The organism is Burkholderia sp. KJ006, from assembly GCF_000262695.1.
Taxonomy (GTDB): Bacteria; Pseudomonadota; Gammaproteobacteria; order Burkholderiales; family Burkholderiaceae; genus Burkholderia; species Burkholderia vietnamiensis.
Map to the genome: position 1 here is coordinate 916,377 of NC_017922.1, position 20,134 is coordinate 936,510.

Here is a 20,134-nt window from a genome sequence, read left to right on the forward strand (position 1 = left end):
ACGCGTCAGACGCGAATCCGGATGATCCGGCGGATCCACAGCAGGCCGAACGCCATCGACGTCAGCATCGCGCCGACCATCTTGACGCCCGCCGGGTCCTGCCAGAGCACCGACAGAAACTCGCGGTTCAGCACGGCCATCATCCCGGCGGTGCCGAACGGCAGCAGGCCGAGAATCCACGCCGACAGCCGCCCTTCCGCCGACAGCACGCGGACCTTGTCGAACAGCTTGAAGCGCTCGCGCACCAGCGCCGCGATGCTGTCGAGCAGCTCGGCGAGATTGCCGCCGGTCTCGCGCTGGATCAGCACCGCGATCACGAAATAGCGCAGGTCGTTCGCCGGCACGCGCGTCGCGAGATTCACCAGCGCGTCGTGCAGCGACACGCCGTAGTTGATCTCGTCGAAGGTGATGCGAAACTCGCCGCTCATCGGCTCCGGAAACTCCTCGCCGACCATCCCGAGCGCGCTCGTGAACGAGTGGCCCGAGCGCAGCGCGCGCGCGATCATGTCGCACACGTCCGGCAGTTGCCGCTCGAGCTTGAGCATGCGGCGGCGGCGATGCCGCGTCACGTACAGCGTCGGGACGCAGCCGGCGAACAGCGCGACCGGCAGCACCGCGACGAGCGGCAGCGGCGTGACGCTCAGCACCAGCGCGGTGGCCGCGCACAACGCACCGCTCAGCACGACCAGCTTGGCGACCGTCCAGTCGAGGCCGGACTGCTGCAGCACCAGATCGAGCGACTGTACGCGCGGCACGCGCAGCAGCAGCCGGTCGAACGGCTTCGACTCGTCGAGCATGCGCTTCTTCAGGATCGACATCCGCTCCTGCTGCACGCTGCCGCCGGCCGACATCGCGCGCAAGCGCGATTCGATCCGGCGTGCGGCATTGCCGTGCCGCGCGTTCCACCATTGATAGACGCCCTCGATCGCGAGCACGACCGCGACGAAGGTGAGAATCACAAAACCGTAAAAGATCGAGTCCATGAGGCCTCCGGCCGTCGTCAGTTCGTCTCGTAGTGGCGCGTCGGGTCGTACAGCGCGTCCGGCAGGTTGATGCCGAACGACTGCAGCCGCTCCGCGAACTTGGGCCGCACGCCGGTCGCGCAGAAGTAGCCGCGCACCGACCCGTCGCCGTTCATGCCGGTCCGCTTGAACGTGAAGATTTCCTGCATGTTGATGATGTCGCCCTCCATCCCGGTCAGCTCCTGGATGCTGACGATCTTGCGCTTGCCGTCGGTGAGCCGCGACGCCTGCACGACCACCGTGATCGCCGATGCGATCTGCTGGCGCATCGTCTTCGGCGGCAGCGACAGCCCGGCGATGCTGATCATGTTCTCGAGCCGCGTGAGCGCGTCGCGCGGCGTGTTCGCGTGGATCGTCGCGAGCGAGCCTTCGTGGCCGGTGTTCATCGCGTTGAGCATGTCGAGCGCTTCCGCGCCGCGCACTTCGCCGAGGATGATGCGGTCCGGCCGCATCCGCAGCGCGTTGCGCACCAGCGTGCGCTGCGTGATCTCGCCCTTGCCCTCGATGTTCGGCGGCCGCGTCTCGAGCCGCAGCACGTGCGGCTGCTGCAGCTGCAGCTCGGCCGCGTCCTCGATCGTCACGATCCGTTCCGTGCGCGGAATGAAACCCGACAGGATGTTGAGCAGCGTCGTCTTGCCGCTGCCGGTGCCGCCCGACACGAGCACGTTCACCTTCGCCTTCGCGAGCGCCTCGAGCAGCTCGGCCATCGGCTCCGTGAGGCTCTGGAAGCGCAGGAGGTCGTCGATCTTCAACGGATCGACCGCGAAGCGCCGGATCGACAGCAGCGGCCCGTCGATCGCCGACGGCGGAATGATCGCGTTCACGCGCGAGCCGTCCGGCAGCCGCGCGTCGACCATCGGGCTCGATTCGTCGATGCGGCGCCCGACCCGCGACACGATCTTCTCGATCACCTTCATCAGGTGCGCGTCGTCGTAGAACGTCACGTCGGTCAGCTCCAGCTGGCCGCTGCGCTCGACGTAGACCTGCCGGTACGTGTTCACGAGGATGTCGGACACGCCGGGATCGCGCAGCAACGCCTCGAGCGGACCGAAGCCGAACATCTCGTCGTACACGTCGATCGCGAGCTGGCGGCGCTCGATGTCGTTCGCCGGCATGCGCCCCTCGTCGAGGATGCGCGAGATCAGCGCCGAGATCTCGTGGCGGACCTGCTCCTGCGGCAGCCGCGAGAGCCGCTCCAGCTCGACGCGCTCGAGCACCGCCAGATGAATCTCGCGGCGCATCTTCTGATACGCGTCGCGTACCGACGCATGGCCCGATCCGGCCCACTCCGCGCCCGTTGCAGGCGCCTGAGTCCGATACAACGACATCTGTTCGCGCAATGACATGATGGTTTCCCCGAAAGATTCACATGGACTTGAGCTTCGGCGTGGCCTTGCGGCCGAACAGCCGGGACATCAACGGTTCGCTGCGGGCCGCTTCGTGCTGGGTGCGCACGTCGCCTTCGACGATCTGCTTCGCGCACGCGTGCAACGCGCGCGCGACGCCGGCGGCGCGCGCCAGGCGCGACACCGGATAGCCCTGGTCGATCGCTTCGCGCACGGTGTCGGCATCCTCCGGAATCGTGGTGCTCGCGTGCAGCCCGAGCACTTCCTCGAGCGCGGTGCGGGTGCGCTCGCCCATGCGCGTCATCCGGTTCACCACGAGCCGCAGCTGGTCGCTCGAGTAGCCGAGCGACACGAGGATTTCCAGCATCCGGCGCCCCGCGCGCACATGCGGCATCGCGGGCTGCAGCACGAGCTGGATCTGATCGCTGCGGTCCAGCGCGACCATCGACAGCGCGCTGATGCTCACGCCGATGTCGAAGATCACGAAGTCGTAGCGCGGCGCCGCCACGCCGAGAATCCACTCGAGCGCGTCCTCTCGCATCTCCGCGGCCTTGACCGGGTCGCCCGCGCCCGCCAGTACGTGGAAGGTCGGCGTCACGTGCGCGACGCTCGCATCGAGGAAGGCGCCGTCGATCCGTTCGATCTGCGCGCACAGCTGCGGCAGCGTCGACGGCGGCGTCTCGTCGCTGACGAGGAACGCGGCATCGGCATACTGCTGGTTCAGGTCGATCAGCAGCACGCGCCGCTTGAACTGCTCGCTGATCTCGTAGGCGACGTTGCTCGCGACGAAGCTCGTGCCCGCGCCGCCCTTGCACGACGTGAACGAGATGATCCGCGTATCGTCGCCGTCGCGACGCGTGCTCTGCGCGGCCGCGCGTTCGAGCGCACGGGCGAGCGCGGCCGTGTCGATCGGCCACTGCAGCACGTCGCGCGCGCCTGCGCGCATGGCGTCCAGCAGCATCTGCGGCGATGCGTCGGCGCTCACCAGGATGCCGGTCAGGCCCGGATGCTGCCGGCAGATGCGTTCGAGCGCCGCCAGCTCAGCCGCATCGATCTGCCCGCTGTCGATCAGCAGGATGTCGAACGAGTCGAGCCCGTCGGTGCGATGCTCGATCTGCGACGGACGGCCGGCCGCGCGCGTCACGCGGTAGCGGCCGGCGTCGCTGACGAGACGCGCGATCCGCATGAGCCGGGCCGTGTCGTCGGAAGCTACGAGGATATTGATCATGACTGTGCCTCGTCGTGCAATTATTGACAGGCTGATCCGCCGGTCGAGGAATTCAGGCTTTCGCGCGTGAGCGTCGTCGTGAAAGGCGGCATCGTGAGCGCGACGTTGACGAACGGGACCATCGTTTTGACGGTGAGGTTCGTGATGCTCAGCGTCACGAACGAGCAACTGCTCACGTCGCAGCCCGACGGCGTATAGGTCACCGCGACGTTCGCATCGGCCAGGATCGGCAGCATCGACTTCACGCGCTTGACGATGCCGGCGGCGTTCACGTCGCACACGATCGCCGTGCGCGCGCCGAGCCGCATCGCCTCGGTGGCCGTGTTCCAGTAGAACAGCACCCGGCCGAATTCGAAGATGCCCAACAGCAGCATGACGAGAATCGACGAGATCAACGCGAACTCGACGATGGTCGCGCCGCGTTGGCCGCGGCGGCGCGACAGCGGAACATGGCGTGCGTTCATGACACTTGCCTCATCACGGTGACGATGTTGCCGAACGTGATCGACGACAGCCCCGGGTAGGCTGGGATCGGCTGGTACGTGTAGCCCTTCACCTTCACTTCGACGACGTTGATGCTGCCGGTCGCGGTGCCGCTCGGCGCGTTGTTGCTCGAGTCGTAGGTCGGCAGGTTCGCGAACTGCGGCGGATCCGACGCATCGGCGCAGTCGGGCGTGTGCGCGGCGTCGCAGACGATCACCATCGACGTGGTAAGCCCCGGCACCAGCTCGGTGCCGGCCGCGCCGCACGTCGTGTTGCCGTAGACGACGAGGCACTGCGCCGCGGCAAGCGGATAGGCGGCGTCGCTCGGCAGATAGACGGACAGGTAGCGCGCGGCGTTGCGCGTCGCCTTGGTGAGCGTCTCGTACTGGTAGATCGCGCGGCCGAACTCGGCCACGCCGGTCGCGAGCACGATCATCGGGATCAGCACCAGCGCGAACTCCACGGCGGCCACGCCGCGCATGCGCGAACGGTGCATCGGAAGCCTTTTCATGATCGCGTCTCCTCTATTGAACGAGCATCGGCACCTTGACGCCCGCCGAGCTGCCGATGCCCGGCAGCCCGTGCGTCGCGCAAGGCGTCGAGCCCGATGCGGTCGAGCCGAGATATTCGAGGTGCGCGACCACGCCGCCCGCGCCCGGGCTGAACGGCAACGGATCGAGCATCAGCACGCAGTCCCACTGCGTGACGTGCAGCTTGCTGCTGCTGCCCGACAGCGTCGAGCAGTCGCCCTCCGGCGCCAGCGCGAGCCGGCGGTCGCCGCCGTACGTCTGATAGTTGCTCGCGGTGGCCGTCCCGTTGGTCGCGATGCCGCTGCCGGCCGGCGGCGCGCCGTCGCCCTGGTAGGACTTGAAGCTGGCGCGATCGAGCACGAACTGTGTGTACGCATCGCCGACGATGCCCGGCGTGCCGGGCGGCCCGTATTTCGGCCCGACGTACGCATAGCCGGTGAAGTCAGGCTGGCCGCTCGAGCCGTTCGCGCCGTTCGTATAGATGCCGAAGCGCGTGTTCCAGGCGCGCAGCGACGCGGACTTCAAGCCGGTCGAGCCGAGATCGGGCGGCGACGTGATGTTGCAGGTGTTGCCCGACAGCTCGCTCGCGATGGTCGTCTCGTTGGTCGAGCCATCGAGCGCGGCCCAGCCGAAGTTGCCCGGCCCGTAGGTCGACGACGACCCGGACGGCGACGAGATCCAGTCGCCGACCTTGTACGGCGCGGCCGACGAGGCGCGGCACACGAACACCGGAATCGCACAGGTCGTCTGCCCGGCGGCGACGGTCGCGATCGCGCTCGCCGACACCTGCGTCGCGTTCGCGACCTGTACGCCGGGCATCGTGTTCAACACGCCGACGAACCAGTTCGCGATGCCGCTCAACGTGGCCGTGCATTTCACGTACTTGACGTTGGCCGGCGTCGAAACCGCCGTCTTCGTCAGGAACGGATTCGTCAGCGCATCGCTGAACGTGACGTTCGAATCGGTCAGCATCTGCACCGCGCTCTTCTGAAAGAACGCGAAGTTGACGTGACCGGCGGCGATGCCGTCCGCCTCCGCGACGGACAGGCTGATCGCCGAAGTCAGGTCACGCGCGGCGGACAGCGCGCATGCATCGGCGCTGTTCTGCAGTTCGCTGCGCGTGACGTACAGCTTGCCGAGGTCCAGCGCGAGACCGACGAATCCGATCATCACCGCCAGTGCGAGACCGACGACGATCGCGACGGCACCGCGCTGTCGATGCAAACTGCGGCGCGTGAGTTTCGGATGACGAGTTGCGCTGGACATGGCGTTCTCCCTGAGCTTGCCTGTTGTTATTGCGCCGACTTGCCGATGCCGATCACGAAGGCATTGCCCTTCGGCTCCGGCTGCTTGAACGACTTGTCGTAGTTGTCGAGCGCGGACGCGGCGGCGCTGCCCGCGACCACCGGCTGCGACGCGTGTTCGGCCGCGTGCGGATCGATGATCTGCGCTTGCGTGACGGCGCGCACGGAGTCGCCGAAGCGTGTGTCCCACACCGGCGTCGACGACATGCAGCCGGCCAGCGCGAACGCGAGCGGTGCGGCGAGCGCCGCGCGGCGCACGAATACGAGGTAGGCGGATTTCATGAGCTTCCCCTTGGATGACTTCAACGATCGGTGGACTGGGGGCCTGCGTTCGCCCGCGCGACCTGCGCGTGGGCGGCGGCTGGCAGCCGGGGCTTCTGGGGCGGCGTGTTGCCCGCGGCCGCCGCGAGACGCGCGGCGGCGGCTTCGATGCGTGCGACACGGGCTGCGTTGGCTGCGTTGGCTGCGTTGGCCGCATCGGCCGGCGGCTGCGCGACGGCCGGCGCCGCGCTCACCGCACCGGCCGCAGCCGGTGCGGCTGCCGCCGCGTTCTCCGGCTGGACCGCGGCAGGCGCCGGCGAGTCGGCAGGCGCCGGGGCACGCGGTGCGGGCGCGGCCGCCGCCGGCGCAGCCGATTGCTGCACGGGCGTGGGCGCCGGTGCCTGCGGCGGGCGTGGGCGCCGGTGCCTGCGGCGCATCCGCGGCGCCGTTCGCCGGTTGCGCGGCCGGCCGGCGCACGCCGTGGCGGCCTTCCATGTTGCCGGTTGCGTACACGTCGGCTTCGTTCGGCTTCGAGAAGCTGTCGGTCGGCATCGGCTGGTCGGCGCTCTGCAGCGGCTTCACCAGGTGCGGCGTGATCAGGAAGATCAGCTCGGTGCGGTCCTGCTGGAACGACGTGCTGCGGAACAGCGCGCCGAGCACCGGCACTTCGCCGACGCCGGGAATCGCCTTGAGGGCGCCGGTGGCGTTGTCCTTGATGAGCCCGCCGATCGCGAACGACTCGCCGTCGCTCATCTGGACCGTCGTCGAGGCACGCCGCGTCGTGATGAGCGGCAGGATCGACGTGCCGCCGATGTTGGTCGCGCTCAGCGTGACGCCGGTTTGCGACAGCTCCGACACTTCCGGCGCGACCTTCAGGCTGATGCGGCCGTTCGCGAGCACCGTCGGCGTGAACTTCAGCGCGACACCGAATTCCTCCTGCTGCAGCGTGATCGTCGACACGCCGGTACCGCTGCTTTGCGGCACCGGGATGAAGATCTTGCCGCCGGCGAGGAACGTCGCCTCCTGGCCGCTGATCGTCACGAGGTTCGGCTCGGCGAGGATCTTCACGAGGTTGTCGGTGTTCTGCGCGTCGGCCGCGATGCTGAACGGCTTGTTGTTCGCCTTGTTGAACACCGCGGCGCTCGCGACGCCGGCGAGCAGGTTGCTGACCAGCGCGCCACTCCACGAGCCGAAGCCGCCCTGGATGTTCAGCGCGCTGCCCATCTGGTTGATCAGCGTCTTCGACACCTCGGCCACCTTGACCTCGAGCATCACCTGCTGCGGCGACGTGACGGACAGCATGTTGAGCACGCCGCCGCCCTTGGCCGTCCCGCCTTCGCCGCCGCCGGCGCTGTCGCTGTAGGCGCGCGCGATCTGCACGGCCTGCTGCGCGGCCTGCGAGTTCGACACGGTGCCCGCCAGCACGATCGTGCCGGCCGCGGTCGATACGTGAATGTCGCGCTCGGCCGGCATCAGTTGCAGCAGCGACGCCTGCAGGCCGCCCGCATCGGCGCCGACCGCCACGTCGATCACGCGGCACGCGCCGCTCTTGCCCTGCACGATCATGTTGGTCGTGCCGACCGACAGCCCGAGGATGTAGAGCGTCTGTGGCGATACCATGGTTGCCTGCGCAACGGCCGGATTGCCGATGGTGCGATTGCGGACTGCCTCCGGCATCGGCACCAGCAACGACTTGCCGAGCGGCACGCTGACGCTGGTCGAATCGCGCACCGCGCCCACGCAGTTCGGCCCGCGCAGCGGCCCGGCAGCCGCGGCCGGCGCGGCGGCGATCGCCGGCGCCATGCTGATCGTCATCTGCATCGGTCCCTTCGCGACGGCGGCCGGCGCGCTCGCGCCGCCCTTCGTCAAGGCCGCCGATTCGGCGGCTTCCTGCGCCAGTGCGCTGTATACCGTCAGCGTTCCGGTACAGAGGATCGCGGCCATCATCGCGCCTCGTGCGATACGTGTGCGCACCGGGCCGGTACCTGAGTGTTGCGGATTGATCTTCATTTCGTCTGATCCCCCGAGTGACCGGCGCAGCGCCGGTTGTCGACTTCCAAGGCCGCCGTGCCCTGACGGCGGCCGATCTGGTTAATCTGTTGTGTGGGCCTGTCGTGCGGCTTCAGAAACACTCGACGCTGCCGTGCACGCCGGTCAGTACGCCGATGCAATCGCGGCGTGCCTCCGACGACGCGTGCGACGCGACGTGCACGCGCACGGTTCGCACGCGGGCCGGTGCCGGCGCGGGCGGTGCATCGGGCACCGGTGCCTTGCCGAGCAGCGTCATCTTGGTCGCGCCGTCGGTGGTGAGCGTCTTGTGATCGACCTGGTTGCGCAGCACCAGCGACAGCGTGCCGACGCTGCGGGCGAGGTCGAGGCGTTCGGCCTGGTCGGGCGTGACTTCGAGCGTCACCGCGTTGACGACTTTCGGCGCGGTGTCGTCGCGGCTCACCTGCTGCGCGACCGCCAGCACCAGGATGTGCTCGAGCACGATCTTCGAGATGCTTTGCCCGTCGGTCTTGCCCTGCTGCTCCTGCGTGTTGACGATCACGTCGACGTAGTTGCCCGGCAGCGCGAAGCCCGCGACGCCGACCACGTCGTTCACGCGCACTGTGATCGCGCGGCTGCCGTCGGCGATCACCGCGGACAGCCCGCCCTTGGTGCCGACCGGCGCGAGCTTCGACTCGATCACCGGCTCGCCGCGGGCGAGGCTGGTGCGCACGACGCGCCCTTCGAGTTCCTTCGTGTCGGTGAACGCGCCGGTCGGCACGCTGCCCGCCGGCCAGCTCACCATGTGGATCTGGTTCGGCCCGAGCGGCTCGCCCAGATTCAGGTCGGTGGTCGCGACCGCGACGGACGTGACCGAACCGTTGGACGTGTTCATCAACCAGCGCGACGCGAACACGACCGCGGCAAGCCCCGCGACCATCGCGACCACCAGCATCAAGATTGCTCGACTGTTTTTCATGGCAATGCTCCTCGACGAATCGTGAAAGAAACAACTCAACCGGTGACGTGCGTGCGACCGCCGCGCTCGCCTGGCGGCAGATACCCGCCGTCGCGCTCCGGCGCCGCACCGAAATAGCTGGCCCAGGCGTCATGCAGCGCGTCGTGCGTCACTTCGGGCGGATCGCCGCGATACCGCGCGCCGGCGGCAACGAGGCGCAGCAGGTCGGTCGGGTAGCACGCGAGATACGCCTTGCCGGTCGGCAGGTGCAGCCGGTGCAGCAGGTAGTCGAAGGCGTCCTGCGACGACACCAGCCCGAGCGACTCGCACGCGGCGTCGAACACCGCGCGGTAGTGTTCGATCGACATCGCGCCGACGTGCAGCTTGGAGCCGAGCCGGCGCAGGAACGCTTCGTCGGCGAACTGCTCCGGCGCGAGGTTGCTCGAGAACACCGGCCACACGTCGAACGGCAGTACGAAGCGGGTGCCGGAATCGAGCGTCAGGAAATCGACGCCGCGATCGAGCGGGCGCAGCCAGCGGTTGAGCAGATCGCGCGGCTCGACGCGCTGGCGGCCGAGATCGTCGACGATGTACATGCCCATGTTCGCCTTCATGTGCGGCGGCGCCTGGTAGAAGCCGGCCGCGTCGTCGCGGCGCAGGTCGAGCTCGTCGAGCGTCAGCTCGCCGCCGGACATCACGACCGGCCGCTCGCACAGCCGCCAGCGGCGATCGACCGACTGCCCGTCGCCTTGCGACGGCGCGTCGATGTGCACCAGCGGATCGTGGATCTGGATCACTTCGCCGGCCGCGCAGATCGCGTACGGCACCGGCACATGACCGGCCATCAGCGCGCCGAGCCGCTCGGCGAGGTAGGTCTTGCCGCTGCCGGCCGGCCCGTGGATCAGCAGCGGCCGCCCGGCATTCAGCGCGGCGGCGGCCGCGTCGAGGATCGACGTGTCCATGATCACGCCGTCGAACACGGCCCACACGTCGTTCTGCGCGACGCGCAGCTTGCGCACCGAATGCGCGTCGATGCAGGCGAGATACGCATCGAGCGGCACCGGCGCCGGCCCGCTGTAGCTGCTGCGCGCGCGCTCTTCGAGCGCCGCGACGCGGCCGGCGTCGGTCAGGCGGAACGTCACGTCGAGGTCCGTCGTGCCGCGATGGGTCAGCTCGACCAGGTGCTCGCGCACCAGGAACGCGAACACGTCGTCGAGCACCGCGAGCGGCAGACAGTGGCGCTCGATCAGATCGCCGTACGACGGGCGGCCGAGCACCAGCGTCGCCTTCAGCACGAGCCCGGCCACGAAGGTCTGGCTCAGCCCGGTTTCCGCGATCGAGCGCGGCGCCGGCGGCAGCTGCGCGTCGGGCTTCGCATGCGCTTCCCGCTGCGGCGACGGCTGCGGCAGATGCGCTACCTGCGCGTCGCGTTTCGGTTCGGTGGGATTCGTGTTCATGTTCGTTCCATCCTCGTTGCGGATACGCCGCGCTATGCGCACGATGCGAACAGCATGCCCAGCGTGCCGACGGCGATTGCGACGCCATACGGCAACGCGCCGACCGACGCGGATTCGACGGGGCCGTCGGTTGCCCCTGCAAGCGGCGCGGCGGCGCGATGCGCGACCAGCATCCACACGTTGGTCCACATCCGGCGCATGCGGCCGCGCAGCAGCGCGAAGCCGAGTGCGCCGACGCCGCCCGCGACGAAGGTGGCCAGCACGATGTAGAAGGTCATCTGCGCGCCAACCCATGCGCCAATCGCGAGCATCAGCTTCACGTCGCCGGCGGCCATGCCGCGCAGCAGATAGAACGGCAGCAGCAGCCCGAGGCCGGTCGCCGCGCCGGCAAGCCACGCGAGCACGCCGGCCGGCACGCCGTGCAGCGCACATTGCGCGACCAGCGCACCGGCGAGCCCTGCGACGACGAGCCGGTTCGGGATGCGGCGGCTCGCGAGGTCCGTGCTGGCCGCCACGATCACGAGCAGCGTCACGCACAACGGAACCGGATAAGGCGGCGCAACTGGCAACATGGCGAACCTCGGTCAAATGAAACGATCTGGATTACTGCCCGAGCGCGGTATTCACCGCCGCGGTCACGATCGACGCAATCGCGTCGTACGCGCCTTGAACCGAGCCCTTCAGCGCGACCACGGCGCCGAGCACGACGGTCGCGAACACCGCTGCGAGCAGCGCGTATTCGATCGACGTCACCCCTCGCTCGTCGTCGATCCATCGCGATACCGCTACTGCAAGTACCCTGGCGCGCATGACGGCCTCCGATCCGGTTGATCGACCGAGCGGGAGACGGCTCGCGGAGCGCACCGGCCGAGCCATCCGCCATTCGGTCCATCAGACATTCGTTGCTTGGTATGTCCGGCCTTGCTCGACGGACGACATGGCGACGAACGGGCCGGACCAGCCGTTCGTCGCCCCGTCATTCAGATCGCCGCGTTGAGGTCGTCTGCGATCGTGTTGAACACAGTCTTCAGGTCGTTACCGACCAGCGTCAGCGCGGCAACGAGGCCGACTGCGATCAGCGCGGCAATCAGGCCGTATTCGATGGCCGTCACGCCTTGCTCGTCTTGAACGAAACCGCGGACCTTCTGGATGAACGTGGACATGGCTACTCTCCTTTTGCACTGCTACGAAAACCCCGTGGTCTGGAATAGACGCGGGGAGCGGGTACCACCGGTACTACAAAGAAACTCGGAGCCGAGGCTCAGCGACGGGTGCGGCCGGCTGCGAGCCGATCCGGGCCTGGAGACGTCGGTGAGCTGGTGTGTGCGCTGCACATGCGTGGACCGATCGGCGATACATCACGATCGAACCGGACGGCACGGCTGCCGTCCTGCACAAGGCCGCGGATTGAATGACCGACGCAAGCGCGTCGATACTGCTGAAGGTTCCCGTCGCGGCATGCGAGCCGCGTGGTGCTGTGGTCTGTCATTTTTATTCCCCAATGCTGTCATCTGATTCTTATTGCGCGAACGATGCTGACGCTCGCTCGATCGATCGGTCGACGATGCTGCCCGCCGCTGCGTGGACCACTGCGCCGTATTCCCCGACGCGCTTGCGGTCCATCGTCCTGCACGGGTGAGGCGCTCCGGTATGTTCTGCTGCGTCAACCGGTCGCGGCTCGCATCGTCGCCTGCCGTGCGGCCCTAGACGCAAAGAGCAGGCCAGCCGACCGACAATCGAGGCGCAGCAAGGATTCCGACGATCCATGCGCCGGGCCGGCGGCAGTGCGACACCCGAAATGTTTCAGATTTGATATATGCGCGGCGGGCATCGGCGCGCGTCGGCCGGGCGCAGGCGCGCTGCCAGGGCGGTTCGAAAAATTTTCTCGGGACTTTCCCGAACCCGCGACGCCATTCATCCGACGCGTATTCGATGCAGTCCCGAAGCAGCGACAAACGCGGAATGTTTCAAGCGAGAAACATGAATTGCGCGGCGACCGATTTCTCTGACGTAAAAACGCCGTTTTCGGCCGAAGAACTGCCGCATCGACATCGCGCGTTTCCGGCCGCGGTTTGCGTCGTGCGATTTTTTCTCCAACAATGCATTCACCGGACAGCGCCATCGAATGCGATTCGATCCGGATACACGACAACACGAAAAGCCGCGCGCACACCACGCGGCATTCACCAGACACGGGGCATCATGTACACGGCCAATGATGGAATGCGCTATCGCGCGACACGCTGTGCTCAATGGCTGACGGCCGACCGAATCGTTCCGTACAGCTGCGTGATGCTGCTGTTGTGCGTGGGCTTCGTGATCACATGGGCCGTCACCACCGACGCGTTCACGGCGCAAACCACCGCCCGCCCCGGCGTCGACTTCTCCGTGTTCTGGAGTGCATCGCATCTGGTGCTGCACGGTCATGCCGCAGCCGTCTACGATCCCGTGTTCTTCTCACGGGCCGAGGTCGCGAAATTCGGTGCCTACATGGGTCACCAGTCGCTGCCCTGGCTCTATCCGCCGACGATGCTGCTGTTCATCGCGCCGGTCGCCCTCGTGCCTTTCCTGCCCGCGTACATCCTCTTTTTTGCGGGCAGTCTTTTATGCTATGCGCACGCCGTCCTGCGACTGTCGGGCCTGCGTGCGCACCTGCCCGTGCCGCGCGCCACCGTGCTCGTCGTGCTCGGCTACTCGGCCGTCTGCGCGTGCGTGCTGTACGGGCAGAACGGGCTGCTCACCGCCGGCATCGCGGCGCTCGCGCTGCACCTGCTCGGCCCGCGCCCGATCGTAGCCGGCGTGCTGATCGGACTGCTCGCCATCAAGCCGCAGATGGCGACGGTGTTCCCGTTCGTGCTGATCGCGACGCGCGCATGGCGCGCGTTCGGCGCGGCGGCGGTCACGACGACGCTGTTCACCGCGGCCGGTTTCGCACTGACCGGCCCAGGCTCGCTGGAGGGCCTCGCTCACGCGTTGTCGATCGTGCGCGGCATGCACTTCACGCTTCCCGCGTACTGGTTCGTGTCGCCGACGCCGTTCGCCGCGCTGCGGCTCGCCGGTGCGTCCATCGCGGTGTCGCTCGCGGTGCAGGGCGCCGTCGCGCTGCTCGCGATGGCCGCGGCCGTCTCCGTGTGGCGCCGCACGACCGACATGCGCCTGCGCGGCGCGGTGCTGGCCGTCGCGACGCTGCTCGCGACGCCGTACCTGTGGCAATACGAGCTGACCTGGCTCGGCATCGCGGTGTTTTGCCTGATCGCGCACGGCCTCGACGAAGGCTGGCTGCCCGGCGACCAGATCGTGATCGTGCTCGCGTGGCTGCTGCCGGTGTTCGAAGTGTTCAACCGGATCACGAAGTGGCCGCAGATCGGCCCGGTCGTGCTGCTCGCCGTGCTGCTGATCACCGTGCGGCGCGTCGCGCTGCCGCCGCGGGAACGGCAATGAAGGCGCCGCGCTTCCTGCTGCATGGCGGCTCGGCGATCGATGCTCATCCGGAGCTGCCGATCGCCGGCCCGCGCCGCCATCCGCACTGGCTCAATCGCGATCGCGTGCGCACGTATGCGGCGGCGGCCCTGCTGACCGAGCTGCTGTTCGTCTGCGTCTATCTCGCGCGCGTGCACGGCTCGCATACGTCGGTGCCCGAGCCGCTCGCGCAGGATTTCGCGCCGCTGTGGAGCGCCGCGCGGCTCGCGGTGCACGGGCATGCGCTCGATGCGTGGCATTTTCCGTCGCTGTTCGCGATCGAGCGGCTGGCGATTCCGACGCTGAATCTCGCCGGCGGCTCCGCACCGTGGCTCTACCCGCCGACGATGCTGCTGCTGGTCGCGCCGCTCGGCTGGCTGCCGTATCCGGGCGCGCTCGCGATCTGGCTCGGGCTCACGTGGATGCTGTTCGCCGCGACGATCCGCGCGACCGTGCAGCGCGACGCCGCGCTGCTGTGTGCGCTGGCGTTTCCCGGCGCGTTCGTCGCGCTGCTCGCCGGACAGACGAGCCTCGCGAGCGCGGCGCTGGCGGGCCTCGGCCTGCTGGCGCTGAACCGGCGCCCGGTCGCGGCGGGCATCTGCTTCGCGTTGCTGACGGTCAAGCCGCAGATCGCCGTGCTGTTCCCGCTCGCGTTGCTGTGCGCCGCGCAATGGCGCGCGCTGGCGGCATGGGCCGCGACGCTCGCCGCGGGCGTCGTGCTGTCGACGCTCGCGTTCGGCTTCGAGACGTGGATCGCGTTCGGACACGGGATCGCCGACGCATACCGCAACGTCGACGCGGGCCATGCGCAGCTCGCGCGCATGCCGACGGTGTTCGCGCTGGCCGCGTACGCCGGATGGCCGGCCGCGCTGGCGCGCACGCTGCAGCTGCTGTCCGGCGCGGCCGCCGCGCTCGTCGTGGGGTACGCGTGGCGCGGCGCGTGTTCGTACGCGCTGCGCGCGGCGACGCTCGCCTGTGCCTGCCTGCTGGTCAGCCCGTATCTGTTCGACTACGACCTCACGTGGTACGGCCTCGTGATCGCGTGGTACGCACGCTATGCGTGGACGCACGGCTGGCGGCGCTTCGATCGCGAGTGGCTGCTGCTGATGTGGGTCATGCCGCTCGCCGGCCTCGTGCTGGTGCCGCATCTGTCGTTCCAGTTCATGCCGCTCGTCACGCTCGCGTCGCTCGCGATGCTCGCCGCCCGGATCGCACAGGAACGACGCGACGTGCCGTCGATGCCCGACGCGCACGATCACTCGACCGACACCGGCTTCACGCATCCGGCCCGGTCGCATCACCGCTCGACGCACGGATTGCGCCGCATCGGCCGCCCGCTGTTCGGCGCCGATCGCTGATATGTCATTACAGGGGAACCCGTCATGCGCGAATCGCTCTACACACCGCTCGTGTCGCTCGTCGTGCCGTTCTACAACGAAGGCGAAGCCGTCGAACGCTTCTTCGACGTCGTGATTCCGCTGATGGCGGGCATCGAGGCGATCCGCTTCGAGATCGTCTGCGTGAACGACGGCAGCCGAGACGACACGCTCGACCGCCTGATCCGCGCCAGCATGAGCGATCGGCGCGTGCGGATCATCGACCTCACCCGCAACTTCGGCAAGGAAGCGGCGCTCACGGCCGGCCTCGACGAAGCGGCCGGCGACGCGGTGATCCCGCTCGACGCGGACCTGCAGGATCCGCCTAGCCTGATCCCCGTCATGATCGAACACTGGCGCGACGGCGCGGAAGTGGTCGCCGCGCAGCGCAGCAGCCGCGCCTGCGATTCGTTCGCGAAGCGCACCACCGCCGCGATCTACTACCGCGTGCACAACCTGCTGTCGGACGTGAAGCTGCCGGAGAACGTCGGCGATTTCCGGCTGATGGACCGCAAGGTCGTCAACGCGCTGCGCAGCCTGCCCGAACGGCATCGCTTCATGAAGGGGCTGTTCGCGTGGGTCGGCTACCGCACCGTGATCGTCGAGTATCAGCGCGACGCGCGCAGCGCCGGGCACTCGAAGTTCTCCGGATGGAAGCTGTGGAACCTCGCGCTCGAAGGCATCACGAGCTTCAGCACCGTGCCGCTGCGCAGCTGGACCTACATCGGCGTGTGCATCGCCGCGCTCGCTTTCCTGTATGGGGCGTTCATCATCGCCCGCACGCTGCTGTTCGGCAATCCGGTGCTCGGCTATCCGTCGCTGCTGTCGATCATGCTGTTCATCGGCGGGATCGAGCTGATCGGCATCGGCGTCGTCGGCGAGTACGTCGGGCGCATCTACGACGAGACCAAGCAACGGCCCGTCTATCTGGTGCGCCGCCGCTATCAGGCGCACGCGAAGGTGATCGAGCTGCCGGTCGCGCGCGATGCGCGGCGGGCCGGCGCACGCCGGCGCGTGCAGCCGGCGCGCGTGCGGGTCGGCGCGCGCTGAGCCGCGGGGCGCGCCGATGTTCGCGCTGCTGTATGCCGAACGTGCGCGGCTGGCACGCTTCGGCGTGACCGGGCTCGGCTCGACCGCGCTGCACGTGCTGGTCGCATCCGCGCTGTATGCCTGGTTCGATGCGACGCAGGTCGCCGCGAACGCGGCCGCGTTCGTCTGCGCGACCGCGTTCTCGTATCTGGCGAACACGCTGTGGAGCTTCTCGTCGACGCTGCATTCGCGCAACCTGCTGCGTTACCTCACCGTCGCAACGGCCGGCTTCATCGAAACGATGCTGCTCGCGCGCGCCGCCGAACTGCTCGACGTATCGCGCGGCGCGGCCATCGTCGCGATCGCGCTGCTGATCCCGCCGACGATGTTCGTGATGCACCGCGCGTGGACGTATCGCTGATGCGTCGGCGTCGTGCGAGGCCCGGTGGCCTGCATCCAATCGTTGCATGAGACGGCGATGCGGCGGCTTGCACCGCTTCCGCCGATACCGCTGCTTCGGTCTACCGCTCGCATCCGATCGCATGCGCCGCACGCGCGGCCTTGTCGCGACGTTCATCGAACGGTCATCGAACCGTCGCAGCCGATCGGCGCGGCGCCTGCTAGGATGGCATGTCCGCCGCGGGACGGCGGCGACGCTCGCACGCTGCGCGGCACGAATCGTGCTCGGTGCGCACCCGCCTCCCATTCGACGCCGGCTTCGGCGCTACGCGCCGTCGGCACGAGACTCGTGACTCGTCCATGCCCAGGAAAAAATCCAGCCTCTGGCTCCGGCCTTTCGACCTGCTTGCCGCCGCCACCGGCACGCGGCCGAAACGTAAAACCGCGAAGCCCGCCGCGTCGGTCAAGCGTAGCGCCGCCACCAAGACGGCGCGCGCCGCCCGCCCCGCCGCGCCCGCGGCCCGCACGTCGCCGCGCGAGACGCAGGGCGCGTGGCTGCGTTCGTTCCATTCGGCGCGCCCGGCCGCCGGCCGCCTCGTCAACCATCTCGCCTATGCGCTGTACCTGCCCGCCGCGGCGGCGACGACGCGCGACATGCCGCTCGTCGTGATGCTGCACGGCTGCAAGCAGACCGCCGAATCGTTCGCGGCCGGCACGCGCATCTGCCGCGTCGCGGCGCGCGCCGGGTTTGCGGTGCTGTTGCCCGAGCAGGCCAAGACGGCGCACTCGCACCGCTGCTGGAACTGGCATGGCGATGCATCGCTGTCGGAAGCGCCGGCGATCGCGTCGCTGGTCGATGCGATCGTGCGCGAACGCGGCTTCGATCGCGACCGCGTCTATCTGGCCGGCATGTCGGCTGGCGCCGGGCTGGCCGCGCGGCTCGCGATCGACTATCCCGACCGGTTCGCGGCCGTCGGGCTGCACTCCGGCCCGGTCATCGCGCCGCCGTTGTCGACGATGGCCGCGATGAGCGTGATGCGGCGCGGGCTGCGCGACGATCCGATCCGCACCGTCGACACCTGCGTCGACACGCGTCATTACCCCGGCATGCCCGCGCTGATCGTGCACGGCGGGCTCGACACGGTCGTCGCCGAGCAGAACGCGGTGCAGCTCGGCGTCGCGTTCGCGCGCCTCAATCGGCTGATCGACGAGGCAGGCGAGCCGCGCGTCGGCGAGCAGCGCACGTACACGCACGACGGCGTGCGCTACACCGACTATCTGCGCGGCGGCCGGGTGATCGTGCGCGTCTGCATCGTGCACGGCCTCGCCCATGCGTGGAGCGGCGGCGATCCGCGCGAGGCGTTCCATTCCGCGACCGGGCCGGATGCGACCGCGATGTTCTGGAATTTCTTCCGCAGGCGACGGCGCAAGCGCTAGCGCGGCGGCGCGCATGCACGGCTCACGCGCGCTGCGCGATCGCCGTCGCGTCGCTCGCGTCCGCGTGCGACCGCCGGATCGGCAGCCGCACGCAGAACGTCGTGCCCTGCCCCGGCACGCTCGTCACGTCGATCGTGCCGCGATGGCGCTCGACGATCCCGTGCGACACCGACAACCCGAGCCCCGTACCCTGTCCGACCGGCTTCGTCGTGAAGAACGGATCGAAGATCCGCCGCGCGACGTCCGGCGCCATGCCGGTTCCGGTGTCGCTGATCGCGATCGACACGCATTCGCCGTCGCTCGACGTGCGGATCGTGATCACGCCGCGCGTCGGAATCGCGTGCGCCGCGTTGACCAGCAGGTTCATGAACACCTGATTCAACTGCGACGGCAGGCATTCGACCGGCGGCACGTCACCGTACTCGCGCACGATGTCGGCCTTGTACTTCAGTTCGTTGTGGACCACGTTCAGCGTGCTGTCGAGGCCCGCGTGCAGATCGACCACGCTCCACTCGCCGCTGCCCGGCCGCGAGAAATCGCGCAGGTCCTGCACGATGCGCCGCACGCGCACCGCGCCGTCGATCGACTCGTCGATCAGCGTGACGATCTCGTCGCGCACGTAGTCGAGGTCGGCCGCGCGGCGCTGCGCCGCCAGCGCGTCGCGCGCGGCCGGCTCGAGTTGCGGCAGCAGCGCGTCGTGCGCGGCGAGCACGTCGAGCAGGCTGCGCACCCACGTGCGCAGCGTATTGAGGTTCGCGCTGATGAAGCCGATCGGATTGTTGATCTCGTGCGCGACGCCGGCCGCGAGCTGGCCGATCGACGCGAGCTTTTCCGATTGCAGCAGCTGCACGTGGGTGTCCTCGAGCGCGCGCAACAGGCGCCGCTGTTCGTCCTTCTCCTGCTCGAGCCGCGCCTGCGCGGCACGGCGCTCGTCGATCTCGGTCGCCATGTTCTCGCGCGTGCGCTGCAGCATCGCGGTGGTCTGCTCGTAGCGGCGCAACGCGGTCTCGAGCTCCGCGGTGCGCACGCGCACCAGCCGTTCGAGCGTGTCGGTCATGCCGCGCAGGAACGTCGTGCGGGCGTCGAACCGGCACACCAGCAGCGTGACGGTCAAGGTCGCGGTGGTGAACATCGCGATGGTCGTCGCGAGCCACGGCGCGTCGATCCCGTTCGCGGCGCCGCAGCGCGCGTCCGGCGCAAAATGCGCGGCCGCCATCGCCGTGTAGTGCATGCCGGTGATCGCGATGCCCATGACGAGCGCCGCGCCGATCCGCAGCGCGCTCGCATGGCGCGCGTGCTGCGCGCGCAACGCCTGCGCCATCCACAGCGCGGCCGTCGACGCGATCACCGCCACGCCGATCGACGCCGCGAACAGCGCGGGATCGTAGCGAATGCCGGGCGTCATGCGCATCGCCGCCATCCCGGTGTAGTGCATCCCGACGATGCCCGCGCCCATCAGCATGCCGCCGGCCAGCAGCCGCGCGCCGCCCAGGCGCGCACGCGTGACGACGGTCAGCGCGAAGTACGACACGAGCACGGCGATCGCCAGCGATGCGCCCGTATCGGTCAGCGCATAACCGAGCGGAATCGGCAGCGACAGCGCGAGCATGCCGACGAAGTGCATCGACCAGATCCCCGTGCCCATCGCGACCGCGCCGCCTGCCAGCCAGGCGCGCCTGAGCGTCCGCTTCTCGAGCAGCGAGATGAACGCGGCGAGGTCGAGCGCCGTGTACGAGGCGAGCGTCGCGATCACGAGCGACAGCAGGACGAGCGGCAGATTGTAGGTGCCATGCATGATTGCGCCTCGGTCGGATTGAACGCGTGGCCCTCGCGCGCGAGGGCCGTGCAGCCGCGCG

Annotated in this window: 18 protein-coding genes and 1 pseudogene; 5 read left to right on the top strand and 14 right to left on the bottom strand. The window is 68.8% G+C overall.

Annotation, left to right across the window (positions count from 1 at the left end):
- Nucleotides 1-5 precede the first annotated feature (5 nt).
- From MYA_RS27970 to MYA_RS28030, 13 genes and pseudogenes are all read right to left on the bottom strand, one after another.
- Nucleotides 6-983 (bottom strand): type II secretion system F family protein, encoded by a 978-nt coding sequence (locus MYA_RS27970; RefSeq protein WP_014726173.1) that lies wholly within the window; start codon nt 981-983, stop codon nt 6-8.
- A 17-nt stretch (nt 984-1,000) separates the two neighbouring features.
- A complete protein-coding gene (locus MYA_RS27975; protein ID WP_014726174.1) occupies nt 1,001-2,368 on the bottom strand; it encodes a CpaF family protein in 1,368 nt (455 codons plus the stop codon).
- Between the two features lie 19 nt (nt 2,369-2,387).
- Entirely contained in the window at nt 2,388-3,596 is a 1,209-nt protein-coding gene (locus MYA_RS27980; RefSeq protein ID WP_014726175.1) for an AAA family ATPase, read from the bottom strand.
- Nucleotides 3,597-3,616: 20 nt separating this feature from the next.
- Nucleotides 3,617-4,060 (bottom strand): TadE/TadG family type IV pilus assembly protein, encoded by a 444-nt coding sequence (locus MYA_RS27985; RefSeq protein ID WP_011880525.1) that lies wholly within the window; start codon nt 4,058-4,060, stop codon nt 3,617-3,619.
- Nucleotides 4,057-4,560, bottom strand: coding sequence for a TadE/TadG family type IV pilus assembly protein (locus MYA_RS27990; RefSeq protein WP_175658136.1), 504 nt, complete (start codon nt 4,558-4,560; stop codon nt 4,057-4,059). The genes MYA_RS27985 and MYA_RS27990 overlap by 4 nt, the downstream gene beginning before the upstream one ends.
- A 43-nt stretch (nt 4,561-4,603) precedes the next feature.
- Nucleotides 4,604-5,875, bottom strand: coding sequence for a TadE/TadG family type IV pilus assembly protein (locus tag MYA_RS27995; protein ID WP_014726176.1), 1,272 nt, complete (start codon nt 5,873-5,875; stop codon nt 4,604-4,606).
- A gap of 26 nt (nt 5,876-5,901) precedes the next feature.
- Complete coding sequence (locus MYA_RS28000; RefSeq protein WP_041494398.1) at nt 5,902-6,195, bottom strand: hypothetical protein; 294 nt, start codon at nt 6,193-6,195, stop codon at nt 5,902-5,904.
- A 20-nt stretch (nt 6,196-6,215) separates the two neighbouring features.
- Nucleotides 6,216-8,184 (bottom strand): annotated as a pseudogene (locus MYA_RS28005) (type II and III secretion system protein family protein).
- A 112-nt stretch (nt 8,185-8,296) separates the two neighbouring features.
- Nucleotides 8,297-9,142 carry a Flp pilus assembly protein CpaB gene (cpaB, locus tag MYA_RS28010; RefSeq protein ID WP_011880530.1) on the bottom strand — a complete coding sequence of 282 codons (846 nt, stop codon included), beginning with the start codon at nt 9,140-9,142 and terminating at the stop codon, nt 8,297-8,299.
- Nucleotides 9,143-9,177: 35 nt separating this feature from the next.
- Nucleotides 9,178-10,578: an ATP-binding protein gene (locus MYA_RS28015; protein ID WP_014726177.1), complete on the bottom strand. Its 1,401-nt coding sequence runs from the start codon at nt 10,576-10,578 to the stop codon at nt 9,178-9,180.
- A 32-nt stretch (nt 10,579-10,610) separates the two neighbouring features.
- On the bottom strand, nt 10,611-11,150 hold the full coding sequence (locus MYA_RS28020; protein ID WP_014726178.1) for an A24 family peptidase: 540 nt from the start codon (nt 11,148-11,150) through the stop codon (nt 10,611-10,613).
- Between the two features lie 31 nt (nt 11,151-11,181).
- On the bottom strand, nt 11,182-11,388 hold the full coding sequence (locus MYA_RS28025; protein ID WP_011880533.1) for a Flp family type IVb pilin: 207 nt from the start codon (nt 11,386-11,388) through the stop codon (nt 11,182-11,184).
- Between the two features lie 170 nt (nt 11,389-11,558).
- On the bottom strand, nt 11,559-11,741 hold the full coding sequence (locus tag MYA_RS28030; protein ID WP_011880534.1) for a Flp family type IVb pilin: 183 nt from the start codon (nt 11,739-11,741) through the stop codon (nt 11,559-11,561).
- Nucleotides 11,742-12,780: 1,039 nt separating this feature from the next.
- Here MYA_RS28030 and MYA_RS28035 point away from each other — a divergent pair.
- The 5 genes from MYA_RS28035 (at nt 12,781) to MYA_RS28055 (ending at nt 18,278) form a co-directional block, all read left to right on the top strand.
- Nucleotides 12,781-14,019, top strand: coding sequence for a glycosyltransferase family 87 protein (locus MYA_RS28035; RefSeq protein WP_041494399.1), 1,239 nt, complete (start codon nt 12,781-12,783; stop codon nt 14,017-14,019).
- A complete protein-coding gene (locus tag MYA_RS28040) occupies nt 14,016-15,395 on the top strand; it encodes a glycosyltransferase family 87 protein (protein WP_014726181.1) in 1,380 nt (459 codons plus the stop codon). Before MYA_RS28035 ends, MYA_RS28040 begins: the two co-directional genes overlap by 4 nt.
- 24 nt (nt 15,396-15,419) lie before the next feature.
- Complete coding sequence (locus MYA_RS28045) at nt 15,420-16,463, top strand: glycosyltransferase family 2 protein (RefSeq protein ID WP_011880538.1); 1,044 nt, start codon at nt 15,420-15,422, stop codon at nt 16,461-16,463.
- Nucleotides 16,464-16,479: 16 nt separating this feature from the next.
- On the top strand, nt 16,480-16,863 hold the full coding sequence (locus MYA_RS28050; RefSeq protein ID WP_011880539.1) for a GtrA family protein: 384 nt from the start codon (nt 16,480-16,482) through the stop codon (nt 16,861-16,863).
- Between the two features lie 338 nt (nt 16,864-17,201).
- The gene (locus MYA_RS28055) at nt 17,202-18,278 is read left to right on the top strand and encodes an extracellular catalytic domain type 1 short-chain-length polyhydroxyalkanoate depolymerase (protein ID WP_014726183.1); all 1,077 of its coding nucleotides are present in this window, start codon (nt 17,202-17,204) and stop codon (nt 18,276-18,278) included.
- Nucleotides 18,279-18,300: 22 nt separating this feature from the next.
- On the opposite strand, the gene MYA_RS28060 is transcribed toward MYA_RS28055, so the two are convergent.
- A complete protein-coding gene (locus MYA_RS28060) occupies nt 18,301-20,073 on the bottom strand; it encodes a histidine kinase (RefSeq protein WP_014726184.1) in 1,773 nt (590 codons plus the stop codon).
- Nucleotides 20,074-20,134 lie beyond the last annotated feature (61 nt).

What these genes read in the sequence shown, in the direction of transcription:
- MYA_RS28020 (WP_014726178.1), bottom strand. Translation starts at nt 11,150, where the DNA reads ATGTTGCCAGTTGCGCCGCCTTATCCGGTTCCGTTGTGCGTGACGCTG.
- cpaB (WP_011880530.1), bottom strand. Translation starts at nt 9,142, where the DNA reads ATGAAAAACAGTCGAGCAATCTTGATGCTGGTGGTCGCGATGGTCGCG.
- MYA_RS28025 (WP_011880533.1), bottom strand. Translation starts at nt 11,388, where the DNA reads ATGCGCGCCAGGGTACTTGCAGTAGCGGTATCGCGATGGATCGACGAC.
- MYA_RS27980 (WP_014726175.1), bottom strand. Translation starts at nt 3,596, where the DNA reads ATGATCAATATCCTCGTAGCTTCCGACGACACGGCCCGGCTCATGCGG.
- MYA_RS27985 (WP_011880525.1), bottom strand. Translation starts at nt 4,060, where the DNA reads ATGAACGCACGCCATGTTCCGCTGTCGCGCCGCCGCGGCCAACGCGGC.
- MYA_RS28015 (WP_014726177.1), bottom strand. Translation starts at nt 10,578, where the DNA reads ATGAACACGAATCCCACCGAACCGAAACGCGACGCGCAGGTAGCGCAT.
- MYA_RS28060 (WP_014726184.1), bottom strand. Translation starts at nt 20,073, where the DNA reads ATGCATGGCACCTACAATCTGCCGCTCGTCCTGCTGTCGCTCGTGATC.
- MYA_RS27975 (WP_014726174.1), bottom strand. Translation starts at nt 2,368, where the DNA reads ATGTCATTGCGCGAACAGATGTCGTTGTATCGGACTCAGGCGCCTGCA.
- MYA_RS28040 (WP_014726181.1), top strand. Translation starts at nt 14,016, where the DNA reads ATGAAGGCGCCGCGCTTCCTGCTGCATGGCGGCTCGGCGATCGATGCT.
- MYA_RS27970 (WP_014726173.1), bottom strand. Translation starts at nt 983, where the DNA reads ATGGACTCGATCTTTTACGGTTTTGTGATTCTCACCTTCGTCGCGGTC.
- MYA_RS27995 (WP_014726176.1), bottom strand. Translation starts at nt 5,875, where the DNA reads ATGTCCAGCGCAACTCGTCATCCGAAACTCACGCGCCGCAGTTTGCAT.
- MYA_RS28055 (WP_014726183.1), top strand. Translation starts at nt 17,202, where the DNA reads ATGCCCAGGAAAAAATCCAGCCTCTGGCTCCGGCCTTTCGACCTGCTT.
- MYA_RS28050 (WP_011880539.1), top strand. Translation starts at nt 16,480, where the DNA reads ATGTTCGCGCTGCTGTATGCCGAACGTGCGCGGCTGGCACGCTTCGGC.
- MYA_RS27990 (WP_175658136.1), bottom strand. Translation starts at nt 4,560, where the DNA reads ATGCGCGGCGTGGCCGCCGTGGAGTTCGCGCTGGTGCTGATCCCGATG.
- MYA_RS28030 (WP_011880534.1), bottom strand. Translation starts at nt 11,741, where the DNA reads ATGTCCACGTTCATCCAGAAGGTCCGCGGTTTCGTTCAAGACGAGCAA.
- MYA_RS28035 (WP_041494399.1), top strand. Translation starts at nt 12,781, where the DNA reads ATGTACACGGCCAATGATGGAATGCGCTATCGCGCGACACGCTGTGCT.
- MYA_RS28000 (WP_041494398.1), bottom strand. Translation starts at nt 6,195, where the DNA reads ATGAAATCCGCCTACCTCGTATTCGTGCGCCGCGCGGCGCTCGCCGCA.
- MYA_RS28045 (WP_011880538.1), top strand. Translation starts at nt 15,420, where the DNA reads ATGCGCGAATCGCTCTACACACCGCTCGTGTCGCTCGTCGTGCCGTTC.